The 21,909-nt window shown below is 37.7% G+C and carries 17 protein-coding genes; 5 read left to right on the plus strand and 12 right to left on the minus strand.

The features are described from left to right. Positions 1-3: 3 nt before the first annotated feature. Positions 4-4,392, minus strand: a complete 4,389-nt coding sequence (locus FBD94_RS00225) for a translocation/assembly module TamB domain-containing protein (protein ID WP_235884321.1) — start codon at positions 4,390-4,392, stop codon at positions 4-6. Between the two features lie 129 nt (positions 4,393-4,521). Here FBD94_RS00225 and tsaD point away from each other — a divergent pair, with 129 nt between their 5' ends. Further along, positions 4,522-5,523 carry a tRNA (adenosine(37)-N6)-threonylcarbamoyltransferase complex transferase subunit TsaD gene (gene tsaD / locus FBD94_RS00230; protein WP_131612365.1) on the plus strand — a complete coding sequence of 334 codons (1,002 nt, stop codon included), beginning with the start codon at positions 4,522-4,524 and terminating at the stop codon, positions 5,521-5,523. A gap of 415 nt (positions 5,524-5,938) precedes the next feature. Here the strand turns inward: tsaD and recA are convergent, their stop codons facing one another. The 4 genes from recA to FBD94_RS00255 form a co-directional block, all read right to left on the minus strand. Continuing rightward, entirely contained in the window at positions 5,939-6,955 is a 1,017-nt protein-coding gene (gene recA / locus FBD94_RS00240; protein WP_131612988.1) for a recombinase RecA, read from the minus strand. 121 nt (positions 6,956-7,076) lie between these two features. Beyond that, on the minus strand, positions 7,077-7,754 hold the full coding sequence (gene nth / locus FBD94_RS00245) for an endonuclease III (RefSeq protein ID WP_136878678.1): 678 nt from the start codon (positions 7,752-7,754) through the stop codon (positions 7,077-7,079). A gap of 70 nt (positions 7,755-7,824) precedes the next feature. After that, positions 7,825-8,010, minus strand: a complete 186-nt coding sequence (locus tag FBD94_RS00250) for a hypothetical protein (RefSeq protein ID WP_131612990.1) — start codon at positions 8,008-8,010, stop codon at positions 7,825-7,827. A 134-nt stretch (positions 8,011-8,144) separates the two neighbouring features. Beyond that, positions 8,145-8,720 (minus strand): RNA polymerase sigma factor, encoded by a 576-nt coding sequence (locus FBD94_RS00255; RefSeq protein WP_131612991.1) that lies wholly within the window; start codon positions 8,718-8,720, stop codon positions 8,145-8,147. A gap of 290 nt (positions 8,721-9,010) precedes the next feature. On the opposite strand from FBD94_RS00255, the gene uvrA reads away from it, so the two are divergent. Together uvrA and FBD94_RS00265 are read left to right on the plus strand one after the other, a co-directional pair. Further along, complete coding sequence (gene uvrA, locus FBD94_RS00260; RefSeq protein WP_136878679.1) at positions 9,011-11,809, plus strand: excinuclease ABC subunit UvrA; 2,799 nt, start codon at positions 9,011-9,013, stop codon at positions 11,807-11,809. Positions 11,810-11,870: 61 nt separating this feature from the next. Continuing rightward, on the plus strand, positions 11,871-12,452 hold the full coding sequence (locus tag FBD94_RS00265) for a lysine transporter LysE (RefSeq protein ID WP_235884322.1): 582 nt from the start codon (positions 11,871-11,873) through the stop codon (positions 12,450-12,452). A 252-nt stretch (positions 12,453-12,704) separates the two neighbouring features. On the opposite strand, the gene FBD94_RS00270 is transcribed toward FBD94_RS00265, so the two are convergent. The 7 genes from FBD94_RS00270 to FBD94_RS00300 all read right to left on the minus strand — a co-directional run bounded on the left by FBD94_RS00270 (position 12,705) and on the right by FBD94_RS00300 (position 19,848). Further along, positions 12,705-14,927 (minus strand): cation:proton antiporter domain-containing protein, encoded by a 2,223-nt coding sequence (locus tag FBD94_RS00270; protein ID WP_136878681.1) that lies wholly within the window; start codon positions 14,925-14,927, stop codon positions 12,705-12,707. A 483-nt stretch (positions 14,928-15,410) separates the two neighbouring features. After that, positions 15,411-16,346 carry a bifunctional riboflavin kinase/FAD synthetase gene (locus FBD94_RS00275; RefSeq protein ID WP_131612979.1) on the minus strand — a complete coding sequence of 312 codons (936 nt, stop codon included), beginning with the start codon at positions 16,344-16,346 and terminating at the stop codon, positions 15,411-15,413. A gap of 4 nt (positions 16,347-16,350) precedes the next feature. Next, positions 16,351-17,169, minus strand: a complete 819-nt coding sequence (locus FBD94_RS00280) for a YitT family protein (RefSeq protein WP_235884323.1) — start codon at positions 17,167-17,169, stop codon at positions 16,351-16,353. Between the two features lie 47 nt (positions 17,170-17,216). Then, a complete protein-coding gene (gene truB, locus FBD94_RS00285) occupies positions 17,217-17,942 on the minus strand; it encodes a tRNA pseudouridine(55) synthase TruB (RefSeq protein WP_136878682.1) in 726 nt (241 codons plus the stop codon). Next, entirely contained in the window at positions 17,942-18,736 is a 795-nt protein-coding gene (locus FBD94_RS00290; RefSeq protein ID WP_136878683.1) for an undecaprenyl-diphosphate phosphatase, read from the minus strand. The genes truB and FBD94_RS00290 overlap by 1 nt, the downstream gene beginning before the upstream one ends. Before the next feature lie 9 nt (positions 18,737-18,745). After that, a complete protein-coding gene (locus FBD94_RS00295) occupies positions 18,746-18,970 on the minus strand; it encodes a DUF3098 domain-containing protein (protein WP_131612975.1) in 225 nt (74 codons plus the stop codon). Beyond that, a complete protein-coding gene (locus tag FBD94_RS00300; RefSeq protein ID WP_131612974.1) occupies positions 18,970-19,848 on the minus strand; it encodes a cell division protein FtsX in 879 nt (292 codons plus the stop codon). The genes FBD94_RS00295 and FBD94_RS00300 overlap by 1 nt, the downstream gene beginning before the upstream one ends. A 217-nt stretch (positions 19,849-20,065) precedes the next feature. On the opposite strand from FBD94_RS00300, the gene FBD94_RS00305 reads away from it, so the two are divergent. Together FBD94_RS00305 and FBD94_RS00310 are read left to right on the plus strand one after the other, a co-directional pair. Continuing rightward, the gene (locus FBD94_RS00305; RefSeq protein WP_131612973.1) at positions 20,066-20,473 is read left to right on the plus strand and encodes a hypothetical protein; all 408 of its coding nucleotides are present in this window, start codon (positions 20,066-20,068) and stop codon (positions 20,471-20,473) included. Between the two features lie 123 nt (positions 20,474-20,596). After that, positions 20,597-21,853, plus strand: a complete 1,257-nt coding sequence (locus tag FBD94_RS00310; protein WP_136878684.1) for a voltage-gated chloride channel family protein — start codon at positions 20,597-20,599, stop codon at positions 21,851-21,853. The last annotated feature ends 56 nt before the right edge of the window (positions 21,854-21,909 follow it).

Below are 21,909 nucleotides of genomic sequence, written 5' to 3' on the forward strand. Positions count from 1 at the left end.
GATTTATTTCCTTTTTGGCTTTTTTTGATCATTTAATATTGCCTCTTTATTTGCAGGCTGCTGGACAGCGGAAGGTTTTTTATCATCTTCCGCTGTCTTTTTTTTGTCGGCTAATTTCTTCTTTTCATCCCTTCTGAGTTTTCCTGTAATCTTTTGAAAAAACTCTTTGAAACTATCAAACTGTTGCGTGTAAATTAGGCCAAATGAGGTCACATTTGTGTTTTGACTCTGGGCAATATTAAAAACACTCTGCTGAGTAGGCGGCTTATTTGCCAATTTACCCACTAAAGTTCCATCTTTTTTTATCAGTGCAAGCACTTCGACTTCGCCCCCTACATTTTCGCTGTCAAAGCCAATAGGCGAAAGGTCGCTATTGGTAGTTCTTTTGTCTACAATACCGGCATTTAAAATTATCCTGTTTTCGAAAAAGCGGAAGGATGCATTAGCTTCACTTAAGGAGCGAATGTTAATGTCAACAAAATCAAGGTTTAACGAGGAAAGCACATTGTTAAACTGGTTAAACAACAGCTCTGTTGCGGTACTTGCTACCCCTGAAGTTAATTGTTTTCCAAGCCCCTCTCTTCCTGTTCCTGGCGCAAAGCTTCGTCTGATGATTAAGCTTAAGGCTTGTAAATTCCTGTTGTTGTCGTCATTAAAGTAAGTTTGCATTTCCTCTTTAATCGCAGGATTTGAAGGGAAAAATACATCAAGCTTAATGTCCGGTCTTAATAATAAACCGCTTAATCCCATCTCAACTTCAACAGGAACTCTGTCGTTTGGATTAGGATTGTCCCTATTCGCAGCAGAATACAAGTCTGTGGTGCTTGCTCTAAGCGCGTATATGGCCTTTAAGTTGATTTGGGCAAGGGTAGGGTTACCAGTCCATCGGATCGTGCCACCTTGCCTGATACTAAACTTTTTGTTAATGACCTCCTGAGCCGTAAAATCAAAGCTACCAGATTCTATAATATAGTCGCCAGACATTTCAAAGTCGCCCAAACTGTTAATTTTAAGTGCAAGGTTTTTAGAATTTCCTTTACCACTCAGGTTACCTAGTGAAGTAAAGATATTCGCAGTACTATTTGCATCAACATCAAGTTTTAAGCTCATCGTTAATCCTTCAAAGCTGGTTTGCTTTTTTACATAGGTAGCAGTGTCTTTACTTACAAAAGTGATGAAATCTTTGCTCGAAACAGTTTCAGAGCTGTTTAATGGCAAATTGAATACTGTTCCCTTTTCAGTTTTTGCATCAATATCAATATACATCCGGTTTGTAGGCCCCTTAAATTTAAAAGTTCCCGTTGCATAAGCCTGGCCAAAGTATAGAGAGTTGTCTTTTTCAGTAGTATTTAAGGCCATGAAATTGGTGGCCTCTACGTTTACATCGAGTCGGGGATTGTTGATGTTATTCAAATCTACCGTACCGTTTGCTATGGCTTCATGCCCATTTACATCTAATAGTTTAAGGTCTTCAAGCTCAATCACACTATTGTTTACTGCGACAGCATCCGATATGGTATATCTTGTTTTGAGGTAATTGATCGTCATTGTAGCCTCATCTAAAGAAAGTGACCCTTTAATTTCAGGTTTTTCAAAAGGACCTTTTACCGTAAGGTCGGCTGACACATTACCTTTTAGATCGGAGACCAGATGTTTAACAAATGGCGCTAAAATTACCAGTTCAGTTTTGTCGAGCTTTATCCCAAGATCAATTTCTTTCTTCTCAAGATCCAGTTTACCAGTCGCTCTTAAAGTCTCTCTATCGGCGGTAACAATATTGGTAAATATATTCGCCATATTTTTGGCTTTGTCGTAAGAAGAGGTATCTGTTAGACTGCCTATATAGGTGTCATTAAAGACCAGGGAGTCAATTTTTAGATTGTCGTGTATTTCAGGAGACTTAAGGATGTTGGCCAATGTCGTTTCTCCATTTACATTCCCGCTAATTTTAAGGCCAAGGGCCTTTACAAAAGGATTTAAGGTTGTTAAACTAAAATCTTTAAAGCCAACCAGCACTAAATCTTTGGGATCACTTGACAATGTGCCGTCCACGGTAATGAATTGGTTTTCGTGGTTGAGATCGAAATTCCTGATCTCGGTTTTTCCATCTTGAAAGCTTATGCTTACTTTTTCCTGAATCTTCCACTCTTCATTGTTGACTTTTAAGATCGAAGGTAGGATGCTGACGCGAGCAGTTGTATCGTTAGAGAATTCAATCAAGCCGTTTAAATCCAGCTGATTTACATCGTCTTCATTAGAAAGTTTAACGTTTAGGGATAGACTGTCGTTTCTTAGAATGTTGGAAATATTTACATTTTTGATGTATAAACTGTCATTCAGATCAACCCTGTCCGAAGTAATAATAGCTTGTAGCTGATTCGTGCTGGTGTTTTCATCAATAATGATGTTGTTTACAACTACCCCATTGTATTTTAATTTCTTGATAAACCCATTGAGTGTAGCCGTATTGTTTGGTGAATCAAAATTCCCCACAAAAATTGCTTGATCTTCTATTTCCAGTCCAGGGACTAGCAACTGGGCTACGGGCTCAAACCTTTTTATGTTTAAATTGAACTGAAAGATCTGATCTTTGAATTTTACAATATCAGTCTTTAAGGACGGGATGTATCTTTTTGCTAAAGTCTTATAATAGGATGGGAGCGTATTTAAGTCGTATTGACCTTTAATGCTGGCGTCAAGTATATCCGATTTTACAGCTAAACTGCGTTCTTTTCCTACACCGCTCGCTCGTAGTTCAACAGAATCAATGTTGTAAATTCCTTTAACATTATCCAACTTTATTTCCTGCAGGCGGAGGTATCCTTGAATGTTGTCCAGATTACTTCCAGAAAAATTGGTGCTAAATACGGCGTCAATTTTAAGCGAATCCTTATATATTTTAAGGGCCCTCAACTTGGCATTTTTTATAGTCGCTTTAAAATTGAATACCGGTAGCTTTGGATTCAGGTTCACACCACCATCAAAAACAAGTTGAACATTTTTATCATTGATTTTTAAACTCCCATCGAAATACTTCTTGTCGAAGGTTCCATCAATTTTAACGTTTCTATATCTATAATTGTTAAAGTCAATATAGTCTATATCTCCATTGAGTTTTTCTGATAAGCTATTGATCTCTGTCCCTCTACCTTTAACATTTAATGAAGCCGTAATTCGACCCAATGTTTTTTCGTTAATTAAGTTTCCTAAATTGAAATCATATGTTTTAACACTACCGGTGTAGGATGGAATTCCCTTTTTGTCGATTTTCATGTTGACATCCGATACCGCTCTACCTAATTTGGTTTTAAATTCACCGTAGGCAATAAAGTCATTTTTAAAACCAGTAAAAGATCCATTGAAATTAATGTTCCCAAATTTATCTATGATTGTAGGGATCACTTTTGCTTTCTTACCCGTTATATCTGTTACAATTTCATCAAGGTCAGCTTTATTTGTTCCCGCCATATCAACCTTCATATCCATAAAGGTCTCGTTTAGATTGGGTAGTCCTTTTAGTACAAAATCGCCCTTTATATAGGTTGCTTTGCCGGCTTTAACGGTAAGTTTTTTTGCTTTTAAATGATTTACCAGGCCGGTAACCTGACCGTCAATGTCAATATCTAAGTTCATCTGATCAAGTTCAGACGTAAAGTAAGAAATGTCGTGTGAGGATATATGACTATCAACAAAGTTGGCCTTCATCCTTATCTTGTTGAAATAATCATTAAAATCTTCAAAGGTTTTAAAACGCATTTGAAAATAATCCGTCAGTCTGGTTCTGTTTGTAACCAGCATCATATTTTTCAACTCAATATTATTGGTGTCGACTGTTGTAAGCGCTGTTAAGTTTTTAAGGTAAAAACCACTTTTCTCTCTAAAGGTTAGATCCTTTATATGGGTTTGGAGGATATGTTCCTTGGTGTTGAAGCCTTCAAAAATCCCATTTAGATTACTTAAGGCCACATCATCAAAGTTTATCCCCTTCATGATGGTGTCCCGTCTAAAGTTTTTATACTTGAAACTGAAATTATTAAGTATGATTCGGTCGAAGGATATTTGGTAAGGTTTTTTCTTCTTTTTAACTGTTTTTGGACCGGAATCAAAGTAGTCTATGATGAAATCCAGATTAGTCGACCGGTCTTTAAACGATTTTAAGAAAAATGACCCTTTATTGATCTGAACCGTATTGATCGCTATTATCCGCTGTTTTAAGGAAAACTGATTAATACTGACGATGAATTTTGGCGTGTTTAGTATGGTATCCTTTTGTTGATCAAGTACCAGTAAATCCTCGATAACTACAGACGTGAAGGGTTTTATATAGATACTACTTAATGATACTGTGGTATTTAATTCGTTTGAAAGGTAGGCTGCGGCTTTTTTGGCCACATAGGTTTGCACCGGCTTAAACTGGAGGGCAAAAATAACGATCGCAACTAGTAAAATTACTGATGCAACAAGCCAAAGAAGTATTTGTAATAGTTTTTTAATAGTTTTGTAGCTTAATTATAAATACCCGTGTCTGTAATACTTGCTATAGAATCTTCTTGCGATGAAACTTCGGTTGCCATATGTAACAACGGCAAAATTACTGCCAATGTTATTGCAAACCAAACAATTCATGAAAATTATGGTGGTGTAATACCTGAGCTTGCCTCAAGGGTACATCAACAAAATATTGTTCCGGTTATTCAACAAGCGTTAACAGATGCTAAAGTTAATAAAAAGGAGCTGAATGCGATTGCTTTTACTAGAGGACCAGGGTTATTAGGTTCTTTATTGGTTGGCGTATCGTTTGCTAAGTCTTTCGCATTGGCGCTTGATTTGCCGCTTATCTCGGTAAATCATATGCACGCGCATATTTTGGCCCATTTTATTGACGATCCGAAGCCTAAATTTCCCTTCCTTTGTCTGACTGTATCGGGTGGGCATACACAAATTGTTCTGGTTAAAGACTACTTTAACATGGAGATAGTGGGGGAGACTTTAGATGATGCTGCGGGTGAAGCGTTTGATAAGACAGCGAAAATATTGGGTTTGCCTTATCCAGGTGGTCCACTGATAGATAAACACGCGAAAGATGGAGATCCAAAAGCTTTTAAATTTGCGGAACCTCAAATCAAAGACCTGAATTATAGTTTTAGTGGTTTGAAAACCTCAATATTATACTTTATCAGAGCTCAGGAGAAAGAGAATCCTAATTTTATTGCTGATCATTTGAATGATATTTGCGCATCAGTCCAGCATAGTATTGTATATATTTTGCTGAATAAATTGAAGAAAGCGGCGTTGCAATACGGAATAAAAGAGATTGCCATTGCTGGTGGGGTTTCTGCGAATAGTGGTTTAAGACTTGGATTGCAAAGTATGGCTGATCAATTGAACTGGAATGTTTATATCCCAGCGTTTGAGTACTGTACTGATAATGCAGCGATGATTGCAATAGCAGGGTATCATAAGTATCTAAATGGGGATTTTGTTGGGCAAGATGTTGCTCCGCTTTCAAGAATGGAATTTTAAAATAAATAAAGAATTATGAATTCAGCTAGTTATATATTTTTCGGATTACTGTTAATCCCATTGGTTGTTTTCTTGGGTTGGCTTCTTAAGAAGGATAAAGAGAGGAGCTATTTGGGGATAATAGTACTGGTTGCTATGGCCTTGATCGCACTGTTTGCCATTATTAAATATGATAGTAAGTTTATGGAAACTGGGCCAGGATCGAGACTTAAATCCCAAACGCCAAGTTACCGGTAACAAAAAAAAAGGCCGTATTATTAGTTCGGTCGTCATCCTGAATTTATTTCAGGATCTCGCACTAGCTATTCAAAACATGCACAAGAGTGATCCTGAAATAAATTCAGGATGACGACTGCACATAAAAAAAGGTGGATCATGATCATGATCCACCTTTTTTTATAATTGCTCGAATTAACTATTTGGCTAATTCTTCTAATTTTTCTCCTGTAACCTCTGCACGTATTTTTGCTTCGATTTCTTCAGATAGTTCTGGGTTATCCATTAACAATTGTTTAACCGCATCTCTACCTTGTCCAAGTTTAGTATCTCCATAAGAGAACCAAGAACCTGCTTTCTTGATGATGTTGAAATCAACACCAAGATCAATGATCTCACCTGTTTTAGAAATACCTTCACCAAACATAATGTCAAATTCTGCGATACGGAAAGGAGGGGCAACCTTGTTTTTAACAATTTTTACTTTTACTCTATTTCCTGCTACTTCGTCCGAATCTTTAATTTGTGATGTTCTGCGGATATCTAAACGAACAGATGCATAAAACTTAAGGGCATTACCACCAGTCGTTGTTTCAGGGTTACCAAACATTACACCGATTTTTTCGCGCAATTGATTGATAAAAATACAGCAACATCCTGTTTTTGCGATTGTTCCGGTAAGTTTACGTAATGCTTGTGACATTAAACGAGCATGTAAGCCCATTTTAGAATCACCCATCTCGCCTTCAATCTCCGCTTTAGGTACCAAGGCAGCTACCGAGTCAATTACGATTACATCAATAGCACCAGAACGGATCAGGTTATCAGCAATTTCTAAAGCCTGCTCACCATTGTCCGGTTGTGATATCAATAGGTTATCTACATCAACACCTAGTTTCTTTGCATAACCTTTATCAAAAGCATGTTCAGCATCAATAAACGCAGCCATTCCACCTCTTTTTTGTGCTTCAGCAATAATGTGCGTAGCCAAAGTAGTTTTACCGGATGATTCAGGACCGTATATTTCAATAACCCTACCTTTTGGAACTCCACCAATGCCTAATGCAATATCTAAACTGATAGATCCGGTAGATATAGATTCAATAGGTTCTACTGGATTATCACCTAATTTCATCACTGTACCCTTACCATATGATTTTTCTAACTTATCTAAAGTAAGTTGAAGCGCTTTTAGTTTGTCTGCGTTTATGCTCATGTTTTTATAATTCTTTATTAAGATAGACATTTAATGTGTAGACCTAAATGCTAAATCTGTATGCTAATTACGTTAGCAAATATAGTGTGTTTTAATTTTAATTATGCAAATAAAGTTTAAATTATTTTATCGACTCCTCATAATCGCTAAATATTTTAGTTATTTTATTGTTTTTTTGGAAATACTTACAGAAATGTGTGATTTCGCAAATACTGCATTTAGGCGATCTGGCTACACAAATGTATCTTCCATGTAAGATCAGCCAATGGTGTGCCACATGAATAGTATGTTCTGGTAAATTTCTAACCAGGTCTTTTTCTACAGCTAGCGGTGTTTTGCCAGCCGTTAACCCAATTCTATTGGCAACTCTAAAAACGTGGGTATCCACCGCCATTGCCGGGGCGTTATAAATTACAGAGGCAATTACATTAGCTGTTTTTCTGCCTACACCTGGCATTTTTTGTAATTGGTCAATATCCGAAGGCACCTCATTGTTAAATTCATTTAACAGGATATTCGCCATTCCAACTAAATGCTTGGCCTTGTTATTCGGATAGCTCACACTTCTGATGTAATCAAATACAATATCAGGGGTAGTTTCTGCCAGGGCTTTTGCATTAGGGAAACGCTGAAATAAAGCCGGCGTAACCTGATTAATCCTTTTATCAGTGCATTGTGCCGATAAAATAACGGCGACAAGTAATTGGAAAGGATTATTATAATGTAATTCTGTCTCGGCATTTGGTTGCCGGGCAGAAAAATGGGACACAAAAAGTTGATATCTTTCTTTTTTGAGCATAGGCAAACTTAGATAAAAAACGGGCATAAAAAAAGCTGCCGGTTTCGCGGCAGCTTAAGATCTTTTTAAATTACTTGATTCTCGAATAAGCTAAGATCTTAGAAATCGACTCCTCTGAAGGATCTCTTTTAAGCATATCCAATTGAGATTTAATGCTTTCGTAAAACATTGCATCTTTCACCTCGAATTTATCAGGATTTTCCTGATTGTGTTGCGAGTGATCTAAGTTGTTAATTGAAGTAAAGGTTTTCATCATAAGCAGCGGCGCGTATTTAGTTTTATAGAAAAACGCTTAACTGCTCAATTTATTTTCAGATATATCTCTTTGAATTGTAATATATTCTTTACAATTGAGAATGTTCCTTCAAATCCCTGTTTTTAAGCTAAAAATCAGGAAACTTCCTTCACCTTCATCATCTTACGAAGATTATTTAATGCATAACGCATACGTCCCAAAGCCGTATTAATGCTTACATCGGTCAAATCTGCAATTTCTTTAAAGCTTAGATCTGCATAATGACGCATAATTAGAACTTCTTTTTGATCATCAGGCAATAAATGAATCATCCCTCTTAAATCAGTATGAGTTTGTTCTCTCAACATTTTGTCCTCGGCACTTTCTTCATGAAATTGAAGTAAATTAAAGACATCCGTTCCATCGGCACTTGTAATTACAGGAGCCCTTTTGTCGCGTCTGAAATAATCAATAACCAAGTTATGCGCAATACGCATCACCCAAGGCAAAAATTTGCCTTCTTCATTATATCGGCCAGATCGTAATGTGTTAATTACTTTAATGAATGCATCCTGAAATATATCCTCGGCCAGGTACTGATCTTTAACCAATAAATATATGGATGTATAAATTTTAGACTTATGTCTTTTTAAAAGTTCTTCCAAAACGGTTTCATCCCCGTTAAGGTATAACTTAACCAAATCTTGGTCACTCGTTTGTTGTAGTTTCATAGGAGTATCCTTACTAAATTCCTTGCTGCTTAACTTCAATATAATCCCTTGCTTCTTGCTAATAAAATACTTAGTAGATGTTTTTTTCTATATGAATTCTCCTATTGGTTTGTTAGTTAGTGGTTTGATTTATGGCTTGATATTTCAAAAGAACCATTTTTTTATTAGAAAACCATATAAAAAGTGTTAAAAAAAAATAAAAGTGGATTGAGAGCCTTATTTTTGCTTTGCCGTGAAAAACCAAAATTGTGTTATTTGGGTTATATTAGCAGCATTCTAGCAACAAATCAATGAATAAGGAAATCAATAAAGATCCACATAAACATATAATCATAAAGGGTGCCAGAGTTCATAATCTTAAAAATATAGATGTAGCCATACCTAAAAATAAACTTGTTGTGATTACCGGAATGTCGGGCTCAGGCAAGTCATCTCTTGCCTTTGACACTTTATATGCTGAAGGACAGCGTCGTTACGTAGAGAGTTTGTCATCTTATGCCCGTCAGTTTATGGGAAGGATGAATAAGCCCGATGTAGACTATATTAAAGGGATTGCCCCGGCAATAGCGATCGAACAAAAGGTAATTACTTCAAATCCACGCTCCACAGTGGGTACCTCTACTGAGATCTATGACTATTTAAAACTGCTTTTTTCCAGAATAGGGAAGACATATTCGCCTGAGTCGGGAGAAATAGTTAAAAAAGATACGGTAACCACTGTTGTTGATTTTATTTCGGCACTGGGAGAGGATAGTGTCGTGACCATCTTTTGCCCGTTATTTCCTCACAATAACAGATCCTTGAAAGAAGAACTCGCAGTTCTTTTGCAGAAAGGTTTCCTAAGGGTATATTATAAAGAGAAGATTCATAAAATTGAGGACATTCTAGAAGATAAAGATTTTGAAGATTTCGAGCTTGTAGATGAGCTTACCGTTAATATATTGATTGATAGAATCGTTGTTCATGACGATGAAGAAACTTTAAGCCGTATTGCAGATTCGGTACAGACTGCTTTTTTTGAAGGGAAGGGCGACTGCTATGTGGATCATGAAGGTAAACTAACCCATTTTTGCGATAGATTTGAACTCGATGGTATTCGTTTTGAGGAGCCTACACCTAACTTTTTCAGCTTTAACAATCCTTATGGAGCTTGTAAAAAGTGTGAAGGTTACGGAAATGTGATCGGCATTGATGAAGATCTTGTTATTCCAGATAAAAGCAAAAGTGTTTACGATAATGCAATTGCACCCTGGAGAGGGGAAAAGATGCGCGAATGGCTAAATAAGCTGATTAAAAGCGCTGATAAGTTTGATTTTCCTATTCATAGGTCGTACAGTGAATTAACAGAAAAGGAACAAAGGTTAATCTGGACTGGTAACAAGTATTTTGGCGGACTGGATGATTTCTTTAAAGAACTAGAAGAGCAAACCTTTAAAATTCAATATCGGGTGATGTTGTCCCGCTATAGGGGCAAAACCAATTGCCCAGATTGTAAAGGCTCCAGGCTGCGCAAAGATGCATCGTACGTTAAAATAGCGGATAGATCCATAATTGATGTGGTATTGATGCCATTGGCAACTATACTGGACTTTTTTACCAACCTAAAGCTATCAGAAACAGATCAAAAAATTTCTAAGCGATTACTAGCCGAAATTGAAAACAGGGTACTTTACTTAAACAATGTAGGTTTAGGGTACCTAACTTTAAATAGACTTTCAAATACCCTTTCCGGTGGAGAATCACAGCGGATCAACCTGGCTACATCCTTAGGGAGTAGTCTGGTAGGCTCTATATATGTATTGGATGAGCCAAGTATTGGTTTACACCCAAGAGATACAAATAAGCTGATTAGTGTCCTGGAATCACTACGAAATGTAGGTAACACTGTTATCGTTGTAGAGCACGAGGAAGAAATGATGAAAGCGGCTGATCATATTATCGATATTGGTCCAGAAGCTGGAACGCATGGTGGTAACCTGGTATTTAGTGGAACCTATGAGGAGATCGTTAAAGATAAAAATAGCTTAACTGGCCGTTACCTTTCCGGTGAAGAGAAAATAGCAATTCCTACAAGACGGAGAGGTTGGAAAGATCATGTTTTAATTAAAGGAGCAAGAGAAAACAACCTTAAAAATATAGATGTAAAAATCCCTTTGGGTGTATTTACCGTAGTTAGTGGAGTTTCTGGATCGGGTAAAACCAGTTTAATCAAAAAGATCTTTTACCCTGCGCTACAAAAAGCGATAGGTAATTATTCTGGAGAGCAGACTGGCGCATACGATGGTATATATGGTAACTACGAATTGGTAAGTCAGGTAGAGATGGTAGATCAGAACCCAATAGGGCGCTCGTCGAGATCTAACCCCGTTACCTATGTAAAAGCCTGGGACGATGTTCGTGCGTTATTCTCTGCCTTACCCGCTTCAAAAGCAGGCGGATTAAAACCGGCAGCTTTCTCTTTTAACGTAGAGGGTGGTCGTTGCGATGTTTGTCAGGGTGAGGGCGAGGTGAAAATCGAGATGCAGTTTATGGCTGACATTTACCTGCCTTGCGAAACCTGTGGAGGTCGCAGATTTAAACAACAAGTTTTAGACATCACCTATCAGGATAAAAATGTAGCCGATATATTGGATCTTACCATTGAAGAAGCTGTTGCGTTCTTTAGTAATGAGCCTAAAATACTACAGAAACTACAACCGTTAGTTGATGTTGGTTTGGGTTATGTGCATTTGGGTCAGTCGTCGAATACTTTGTCTGGCGGAGAGGCTCAGCGGATTAAGCTGGCATCGTTTCTGATTAAAGGAAATAATGCCAATAAAACCATGTTTATTTTTGATGAACCTACAACGGGGCTGCATTTCCATGACATCAAAAAGTTATTGATTGCACTAAATACCCTGATTGAGCAAGGGAATTCGATTCTGGTAATTGAGCACAATATGGACATGATAAAGTCTGCCGATTGGGTGATAGATATCGGACCAGAAGGTGGAGATAAAGGTGGAAATGTTGTTTTTGAAGGAACTCCAGAGGATCTTGTTGGTGTAAAAGAGTCTTACACAGCACAGTACTTAAAGGAACATATGTAGTCAAATCGTTGTATCTTCGCGCATGATTTTTTTAACACTCTTTTTGGGGATAATTTTAAATATGCTAGGCTATATTCCTCCTGGCAATATTAACCTAACTGTAGTTCAGCTCACGATTACGAGAGGTATTAGGCAGGCTTTATATTTTATTGCTGCGTTTTCTGCTGTAGAGATCCTTTTCACCTTTGGTGTGATGCGTTTTGTACAATGGCTTTCCAGTGAAATTAATTTGGAGAGTACCATTGACATCGTCATGGTGTTTATGTTTGGTATTTTAGGTGTAATAACCTGGAGATCGAGAAAAGAGATGCCTAAGGAAGATTATTCTAAAAAGGACAGTATTAAGTACGGTATGCTTTTAGGGGTTGTTAATCCTATGCAAGTCCCTTATTGGCTATTTGTAGGTACTTATCTCATCTCTCACGAATGGATTGATACTGGTTACCTTTCTCTGTCTGTTTTCAGTGTAGGGTCTGGGATAGGAGCCGCATTGGCACTATATGGCTTCGCACGGTTTGCGCAATATATACAGGAGAAGTTTACTTTAAGCAGCTATATCGTTAATAAAAGTATCGCATTGCTATTTTTCGCTTTATCAGCTTATCATATCTGCAAAATCACTTATATCCATTTGATTAAATAAAACGGTCTGTTAAACACGCTCTGTAAAGCGACACGGTTAAAATGGTCGTCATGCCTGTTTCACGCCGGTCTTAAAACGGTCTGCTAAAGCAATACGTCTAAAACGGTCGTCATGCCGGCGAAGGCCGGTACCTCGCAATAGAAAAGCAAGTGAGAGATACCGGCCTTCGCCGGCATGACGAGTCGTATACAGCATGATTGTTATTACTGTTCCAGTTAATTTAAAACGAGGCTGGTTCCAGTTAATTTAAAACTACTTCAGCAATTCCGGAACCTTTTTGTTGTTCCCTACAATCCAAACAATATCTTCGTTTTCAAATACCATATTCGAGTCAGGGTTCAGTATGCGTTCCCCCTTACGCTCTATACCCACCACTAAGCCTTGCGTGGTTTCTCTAATGCCCGAACTCCGTATACTTTGTCCGTAAATTGGCGAATTGGCATTGACAACTACCTTTTGTAAGGTCATATCTTTTTTAGGGAAGCTAGCTTCTTCAGCAGTTTCATCCACACTACCTTGAAACAGTTCCTGAATCATGGCTAGTTGATTATCTGTTCCAATCACCAAAACCTTATCATTAGGATATAGCCTTTCATCCCTTCCCGGGGTAGGGATCATAATTTTACCACGCTCAATCAGGGCGATATTAACCCCATATTTCTCTCTGATCGACAACTCCATCAACGTTTGGCCAACTAATTTAGATTCTGGAGCTACTACCAATTCAGCAAGGTGGGTATCCCAAGGCAAAATTTCTGGTTGTGCATTTTGGGCTCCACGAGCATTTAAGTTTAATAGAAAGCGACTTTCCAGACGGTTGTAAAAACTCTGTAGTTTCCTCGAAAAGATAAACATTCCAAATATAATCAGTGCGACTGCAATAGCAATGGCGAACCAGTTATTATAAAATTGGAAGATTAAAAAACATACAAAGAAAATAGCTAGAGAAATCCGCAAGGTCTCTAATGCAACTAAAGGGCCTCTAGTGTATTTCTTATTGAGCCATAAATGAGAATAAGCCTTTTTTTCGATCCTTCTAATGGCTAGTGCCCATAAAAAAGGCGTCATAATAATTAAGGTAAGCACCAGACTAAGCACAATACCATTGTTACCCGGGATAAGACCGGTAATAAAGGGTTGTAAATATTTTGAACCTAAAACGGCAATCGAGGTCAGGATAACAGAGTGAATGATGGTGTTAAAAGTGTAGGACTTGAGCAGTACCTTCCAATCACTCAAGGTCGTAATACCAGCAGTACTTGAGCTATATCTGTTTAACCCTTCTACCCATTTTTTAGGTAGATTCCGCTCTAAAAAGAAGTAAAACGGTTCTGATGCCTTGATCAAGTAAGGTGTGGTAAAAGTTGTAATTGCCGATACCGCTACTGCAATTGGGTACAGGAAGTCGCTGGTTACCTTTAGTGTTAGCCCCAGGGTAGCTATAATGAAAGAAAACTCCCCGATCTGGGCCAAACTTAAGCCTGTTTGTACCGATGTTTTAAGCGGCTGACCAGAAACCAAAGCACCCAGGCCAGAACTTAAAAACTTGCCCAGAATGGTTGCAAGCGTAATTACCAAAATAGGCATGGCATAGTCGACCAAAATACTTGGGTTGATCATCATACCTACCGACACGAAAAATATTGCGGCAAACAGATCTTTAACGGATTTAGTTAAGTGTTCAATGCGTTCTGCCTGTGTTGTTTCTGCTAGTATGGAGCCCATGATGAAAGCCCCAAGTGCTGGCGAAAATCCTACTTTAACAGCTAACAATACCATAATCAGACATAAAGCAATAGATACAATCAGCATAGTCTCATCGTTCATTAGTTTCTTTGTCGCCTTTAAAAAAGTAGGGACTAAGAATATACCGCCTATAAACCATAATACAAGGAAGAAAGACAGTTTCAAAATAGAAATAAGCATCTCTGCACCTGCAAATTGTTGACTTACTGCAAGGGTAGATAGTAATACCAATAATAAAATGGCTACCAAATCTTCTACAATCAATACCCCAAATACTAACCCCGCAAACTTCTTATGTTTTACACCAAGCTCTTCAAATGCGCGGATAATGATGGTTGTCGAGGAGACGGAGAGAATACCTCCTAAGAATATACTGTCCATTGTAGACCAGCCCATGGCCTTACCGGCTATGAAACCAATCAGCAGCATAAAGACGACCTCCACAATGGCGGTAATAGAGGCCGATCCGCCAACCTTTACCAGTTTCTTGAAACTAAATTCAAGTCCTAAGCTAAACAGTAAGAAGATAACGCCAATCTCTGCCCAGATGGTGATGCTTTCATTGTCAGTAACGGTGGGTATAAAATCGATATGCGGACCAACCAGTAGTCCGGCTAGAATATAGCCCAAAACCAATGGTTGTTTAATTTTTTTAAATAGAAGTGTAGTTATTCCTGCAGCGGCAAGTATTAAACCTAAATCAGTAATTAATACTGGTAAATGTATCATATAAACGTATATTTTTTATTGTGGTATAGTATTATGTTAAAATGTATTTAGCATAAGGTTTTTACCAAAAAACATGTTTGGGGTACAAATGGTCAAATATAAATGAGTAGCAACAGTGTGGAAATGAATTATAAATCTTAACAGTTAAAATCTGATATTGTTTAAAGCAACCTTGAATCTCGAAAGACAAAGGATAGTCGAAACCCGATTTTTTTATAGTAGAATGAATGAATGGGGCATCGTCAAAAAGAAACTTTTTAAAGGATGACGAGTGTTTTTTACTGGGTTGATAATGAAGTACTCTAGTTACAGTTTTTTCCTGCGTGCGCTTATTTTTTGTTGTGCCACATTCTTTTCCCGAAGCAAATTGCAGGGATGTTAGCTGTATAAAAAAAAGTATTATTACGCTAAAAAGACACCTCATTGCCGTAAATATAGCAAAAAAAGTGCCCTTTTGCTAATAAAAATGGCATGAAATTTAGGTTAAGGTAGTGTGTTGAAATACGCTAAAGTGTCTTCCTTATCTTTTTGTAATTGCACTTTAAGGGCTTCTAATCCGGTAAATTTAACATCGTCTCTTAAAAACTGAAGGAAGGTCATGGTGATATCCTGTCCATAAATTTCTTGATTGAAATCGAATATATTCACCTCAATATTCCGTGTCATACCATTGATTGTAGGCCTTTGACCAATGTATGCCATCCCTTTAAAGGGTTGTCCATCCATATCAACTGTTACCGCATAAATACCGTCAGAAGGGATTAATTTGTAGGTTTCTTCGATGAAAATGTTAGCAGTAGGGAAACCTATGGTCCTGCCAATTTTATCACCTTTAATTACTCTTCCAAACAAAGAAAAGTTGTAGCCCAAATACTTTGCTGCAAGTGCTACCTTACCGCTTAAAAGGGCACTACGTATTTTAGTAGAGCTTACCGCAACATCATTAATATCCTGCTCTGGGATCACCTCAATTTTGTAATCATAGGTTTTAGCTTCCGCTTCCAACTCAGGCATTCCGCCAGCTCTATCCTTACCAAAACGGTGGTCGTAACCCACAATCAGGTGTTTGATGCCGATGGTATCTACTAAGATATTTTTAATGTATTCTGAAGGACTCAGATTGGAAAAATCACGTGTAAATGGTGTAATGATCAAATGGTCTACACCTAAACCAGCCAAAATCTTGGCTTTCTCATTAATGGTGTTGATCATCTTTAGATCCTGGTTTTCTGGATCTATAATTAACCTTGGGTGCGGAAAAAAGGTAAGAATCACACTTTCACCACCCGTAGCTTTAGCAAGTTCACACAGTCTTTTAATAATTTTCTGATGCCCATAATGCACACCATCAAAAGTGCCAATGGTAACTACCGCATTATTTAATCTTTTAAACTCAGAAAAGTGATTGTATATTTTCATAAAATTAATGTAAGGCCGGGCGTTTTACCACACCTCCCTTTATATCAGCGATTTGCTGTTGTATGACGAATGCATCCGGGTCTATTTGCCTTATGGCAGTTTGTAGTTTGCCCATTTCCAGCTTAGTTACAACAGTATATAAAATGTCTATATCCTTTTTTTCACCGTAGCCACCTTCGCCTTTGTAAATGGTTACGCCCCGTTTCATCTGGTTAATGATGAATTTCTTAATCTGTACATTTTTCTCCGAAATTACAGTAACTCCAGTATATTGTTCGATTCCGTTTACAATATAATCTACCGTATTCGAGGCTGATAGATAAGTTAGAATTGCATAGAGTGCGGTATCAATACTTAGTAATATGGCAGCGAAGGAGAAGATGACAATGTTTAGGATCAGAATGATGTTTCCTACAGTAAGCGTGCTTTTTTTACTGATGTACAAGGCCAAAACCTCAGTTCCATCAATCACACAACCGCCTCGCATAGCTAAACCAATCCCGCCACCTAAAAATAACCCTCCAAAAAAGGCAATCAATAAAGGGTCATGGGTAATGGGTTTAAAAGGAGCTATAACTAATAAAATTGCTAATATTATTATGGCGACAGATGTTTTGATAGCAAAAACTTTACCGATTTGCCTGTAACCTAAAATAACAAAGGGGATGTTAATGATCACAATCAGGTAGGAAAGCTTAAGGCCTGTTACATTGCTGATCAATAGCGATATACCCGTTACCCCACCATCAATAAAACCACTTGGGAGCAAGAAACTTTTTAATCCAAAGCAAGCCGAAACAATGCCACATGTAATTAAAAACACGTTTTTCGCAAGGTTTAATTTCTTTGGTTTTATGTGCCCCCGCATAATTATGCTTTTTGTTCTCTAAGATAATCAACAAGATCCGTTACTTCGTAAGCATTTTCCAATAAAAAGTTACCACTTCTGGTACGTACCAGCTTAGATAAGTATGCACCATTGTTTAATTGCTTGCCAAAATCAGAAACCAGGGACCTGATGTAGGTACCTTTACTGCATACAATTCTAAAATCTACTTCCGGTAATTCAATTCTGGTGATTTCAAAAACCGGAACGCTTACCTCACGCAAACGCAATTCAGGTTCTTCGCCTCTACGAGCCTTTACATACAGGCGCTCGCCATTAACCTTTACCGCAGAGTGTGCTGGTGGATATTGTTGTATATCGCCAGTAAAAGGAGCTGTAGCAGCATATATAGCTTCTTCAGTAAGTCCATCCAATGAAAATTCCTGGTCAACTACCGTTTCCATATCAAAAGATGGGGTAGTAGCGCCAAGTACCATTGTTCCGGTATACTCTTTTTCTTCTGCCTGAAAGGTGTCTATCTGCTTGGTTAGTTTCCCTGTGCAAAGGATTAGCAATCCGGTAGCCAGAGGATCTAAAGTTCCTGCATGGCCAACTTTTAATTTCAATGGCTTCAAGGAATTTCTAATCTTTCCTACCACATCAAAGCTAGTCCATTTATAGGGCTTGTTAATGAGTAGTAATTCTCCTTCCGCAAAATTAAATTCAGGAAATACTTTGTTTTTTAAAGGTTCTTCTTGTTGGTCTGTCATTACAATACATTCATTTCAACCCCTGAGTAGTAAAGTGCAATTAAAACTACACCTATTACTATCCTATACCAGCCAAAAATTCGAAATCCGTGTTTAGATAAAAAGCCAATAAACGATTTAATCGCTATAATGGCTACAATAAAAGCAATAAGGTTACCAAACAATAATAGTTTAACGTTTTCTGCATTTAGCAGATGGTAGCCTTTCAATAATTTGTATCCCGTTGCTGCGCACATGGTAGGTACAGCGAGGAAAAAAGAAAATTCGGCTGCTACATGTCTGGTTAGCTTTTGTTGCATACCACCAATAATGGTAGCCGCGCTTCTGCTTAAACCTGGAAAAATAACCGCCAAAACCTGAAAACATCCAATTTTGAATGCAGTTATGTTGGTGATGTCCTTTTCGTTGTCAACCGTGTGATTTTTAAATATCTTGTCTATAAATAGCAGCACAAAGCCACCGAGCAACAGTACTACAGCAATAAAAAGAGGATCGCCTAAAGTCTTGTCTATAAAATCGTTTAATAAAAAGCCGAAAAATAAAGCTGGAATAACCGCGATAATCAGTTTCACATAAAACTGCCACTTACTAAAATCAAAGAATTTCTTCCAGTAAAGGACAACCACCGCTAAAATGGCACCTAGCTGGATGGCAACTTCAAACAATTTTACAAAATCATCCTTACCAATTCCCATAAAGGAACTGGCAATTACCATATGGCCGGTTGATGAAACAGGTAGAAATTCGGTTAATCCTTCAATTACGGCCAGAATAAAAGCCTGCAAATAATTCATCAGATATGCTTACTTTTTTAAAATGGCATAAACGCCAAAGCCAAAGCCAAACAAAACCACCATAGGGGCAAGTAAGGTTTTTCTGAAGTCATAAATGTCTGTCGTTCCGATCATCAGGATAAAGCCAAGTGCTACGATCGCAATGCTGATCAATAACAACTGATAGTTTTTTTTAGTGAAAACAAGTTCACTTTTGCTGCCCTGAGTTGCAGGGGAAGATTTTTTCTCGATCATTATCTGTAAAGGTCGTAAATTTTTAAGTTTAAATATTTGCTCACTGCAAATGAAGTGCTGATGGCTGTTATAAAAACGCCTACGCCAATCAGACTAGCCAGTACAATTCCAAACTCCGTGTAGTTCCTTAAAATAATCATTTCAGGAATTTCCTTTTGCGCATAGAACAAGATACCGAGTAAAATTAAAATAGCTATGAAAGCAGCAATTAAACCGTGTAAGGCTGCAATCAAAATAAAAGGCTTGCGTATAAAGTTTCTGGTTGCACCAACCAATTGCATACTTTTAATCAAAAAGCGCTGTGAATAAATCGCCAGTCTAATGGTGTTGTTAATTAAAGCCACAGAAATGATAAGTAATATCACTGCAAAGCCCAAAATGATTAAACCAATAGTATTGATGTTCTTGTTTACCATATCAATTAATGAGCTCTGATAAATGACTTCTTTTACGATTGGATTTTTAGCAATGCTTGCTTTTAATGCATCAATGCTTTTATTGTTCGCATAATCTGCTTTTAAATACACATCAATGGTAGACAGGAGTGGGTTATAGCCCAGGAAGTTTACAAAATCTTCACCCAAATCGTTGGTTAAGTTTCTGGCTGCCATTTCTTTATTTACGTATACCGTACTTTTAATGGATTGATTTGCATTCAGTTCTTTCTGAAATTGCAAAACTTCAGTCTCCTTTGCACCTTCATCTACAATAATGTTGAGTACAATATTCTCTTTTACGTAATTAGAAAGGTTCTTGGCATGTACTAGTATTAATCCAAGCATACCCAACATCAATAAAACAAGGGCAATACTGAATATTGTAGATATATATATGGTTTTTGTCTTCTTAGAAGCATCACTCACTTCAAATTCTTCCATGTAATTGTATTTATGTTCTGCGAAAATAAAAAATATAAGTAACTAATGTACAAAGCTAGAACGTATTTTAATTAGAATATATTTTCTTTTCCATGGATCGCTGCTCGTTTATTAGCAATAAAACCCTCCTTGTGTAACATTCTTGTACCAAAGCAAACTTTTCTGCGTTATTATCATTATAAAATTCCTATTAAAAACCTTTAAAATCATTTACCAAATGAAAAAACAAATTACTTTCGCCGTCGCTCTATTATTGATTATTGCAAGCATAACCAGTTGCAAGAAAGATGAAGGAACCAAACTTAGAGATAATGTAGTAGGCCGTTGGCAGGTTGCCAAAGTGGAAACTACTGTTGCGGGCTCCACAACGGTCACTTATACGGGTGGGCCGACAGATTATTTTGAATTTCGTAACAATGAAGCTAATGAAGTGGTGATCAGTTTTAATGGGATTAACACCACAGGTATTTATTATGTTCTGGTTGGTGAGCATATCAACATCACCTATAACGGTAAATTGCGGGTTGCACAGATTACTACCGGTACTGCCAATAAACTCGAATTCACTGCAAATGTAGAAGGGGCTACACCGCAGACCACGGAAAAATATTACCTAACCAGGTAGAAGATTTTACATAATGAAACCTTCGGGGCTGTTTGGAGTATTTCAGGCAGCCCTTTTTTGTAAACTTTAAAATCCTTTATATTTGCCTTAGGCCTGAATCCTAAAATGATCAGCAGGCATAACATGATTAAGCAAACAAGGCCTGTATTCGTTTTCCGTAGTATTTTAAAATGGGTGTGTTTAATCCTTATCATTGGCCTGGCTGCAGGAACCTTATCTGCATTTTTTTTAACGACTCTAAATCTTGTCACTTCTTTCAGAGATCAGCATACCTGGTTACTATACTTTTTACCTTTTGCGGGTTTTGTGATTGGGCTCTTGTACCATCTTAGCGGAAAAGAGGTAGAGCGGGGCAATAACCTTGTATTTGATACGGTACATAATCCTAAGGATGTTATCCCATTTAAAATGGTGCCTTTAGTACTTACCGGAACTCTCGTTACGCATTTGTTCGGTGGATCAGCAGGTAGGGAAGGTACCGCTTTGCAAATGGCTGCGGCTACTGCAGATCAATTGCATCAGCCATTTAAACTCAATGCCCAAGATCGGGGGATATTGCTGATTGCGGGCTTAAGTGCAGGCTTTGCCTCAGTTTTTGGTACTCCTTTGGCGGGGATTATCTTTGGAATGGAAGTTCTTTTGCTGGCCAAAATCCCGTTGAAAGCTATATTTCCAGCTGTCGCGACCGCCTTTATCGGGGCCTATGTAACCGAGTTATGGGAAGTGGGGCATACACATTATCATATCAGTTATATTGAGCCACTCTCTTTAAAAACTTTGATGTATAGCGGATTGGCCGGAGTAGCATTTGGAGTAGCTGCAATTTTGTTTGTAAGGCTAACTGATGGTTTATCGTATTTGTTTAAGAAAATTAGTTATGCTCCTTTACGACCATTGATAGGTGGCGTTATTGTAACCTTACTGTTTTTAATACCCGGAACCTATAAGTATGCCGGACTGGGAATCCCGACCATTTTGGAGTCCTTTAATTCAGCTTCGCAAACTCAGGATTTTGCGCTTAAAATATTATTTACAGCAATTACCCTTGGCGCAGGTTTTAAAGGAGGTGAAGTTACTCCGCTTTTTTTTATCGGGGCAACCTTAGGAAGTATGTTGTCGCTTTTTCTCCCGCTTCCCGTTGGCTTATTGGCCGGAATGGGCTTTGTTGCCGTCTTTGCTGGTGCGGCCAAAACTCCGTTGGCTTGCTGCGTAATGGCTATGGAACTGTTTGGTATTTCATGTGGAATATATGTAACTATAGCTTGCCTCGTTGCTTACTTTATTTCGGGCCGACATAGCATTTACAATGCAACCGAAAATAAGGATCCACGACACTTCTTATTTGGTAAAATCAAGTATTCCTATTTTAGCAAAACCTAACTAAAAGGCTATTTTGTAAAAGCGTTTCGCTAACTACCTTTATTTCTTTATTTTCG

Source organism: Pedobacter hiemivivus (assembly GCF_005144565.1).
GTDB lineage: Bacteria > Bacteroidota > Bacteroidia > Sphingobacteriales > Sphingobacteriaceae > Pedobacter > Pedobacter hiemivivus.

Excerpts from the sequence above, each read along its gene's own strand:
- recA (WP_131612988.1), bottom strand. The coding sequence starts at position 6,955 with ATGAGCATAAACGCAGACAAACTAAAAGCGCTTCAACTTACTTTAGAT.
- nth (WP_136878678.1), bottom strand. The coding sequence starts at position 7,754 with ATGCTCAAAAAAGAAAGATATCAACTTTTTGTGTCCCATTTTTCTGCC.
- FBD94_RS00250 (WP_131612990.1), bottom strand. The coding sequence starts at position 8,010 with ATGATGAAAACCTTTACTTCAATTAACAACTTAGATCACTCGCAACAC.
- FBD94_RS00255 (WP_131612991.1), bottom strand. The coding sequence starts at position 8,720 with ATGAAACTACAACAAACGAGTGACCAAGATTTGGTTAAGTTATACCTT.
- uvrA (WP_136878679.1), top strand. The coding sequence starts at position 9,011 with ATGAATAAGGAAATCAATAAAGATCCACATAAACATATAATCATAAAG.
- FBD94_RS00265 (WP_235884322.1), top strand. The coding sequence starts at position 11,871 with ATGCTAGGCTATATTCCTCCTGGCAATATTAACCTAACTGTAGTTCAG.
- FBD94_RS00270 (WP_136878681.1), bottom strand. The coding sequence starts at position 14,927 with ATGATACATTTACCAGTATTAATTACTGATTTAGGTTTAATACTTGCC.
- FBD94_RS00275 (WP_131612979.1), bottom strand. The coding sequence starts at position 16,346 with ATGAAAATATACAATCACTTTTCTGAGTTTAAAAGATTAAATAATGCG.
- truB (WP_136878682.1), bottom strand. The coding sequence starts at position 17,942 with ATGACAGACCAACAAGAAGAACCTTTAAAAAACAAAGTATTTCCTGAA.
- FBD94_RS00290 (WP_136878683.1), bottom strand. The coding sequence starts at position 18,736 with ATGAATTATTTGCAGGCTTTTATTCTGGCCGTAATTGAAGGATTAACC.
- FBD94_RS00295 (WP_131612975.1), bottom strand. The coding sequence starts at position 18,970 with ATGATCGAGAAAAAATCTTCCCCTGCAACTCAGGGCAGCAAAAGTGAA.
- FBD94_RS00300 (WP_131612974.1), bottom strand. The coding sequence starts at position 19,848 with ATGGAAGAATTTGAAGTGAGTGATGCTTCTAAGAAGACAAAAACCATA.
- FBD94_RS00305 (WP_131612973.1), top strand. The coding sequence starts at position 20,066 with ATGAAAAAACAAATTACTTTCGCCGTCGCTCTATTATTGATTATTGCA.
- FBD94_RS00310 (WP_136878684.1), top strand. The coding sequence starts at position 20,597 with ATGATTAAGCAAACAAGGCCTGTATTCGTTTTCCGTAGTATTTTAAAA.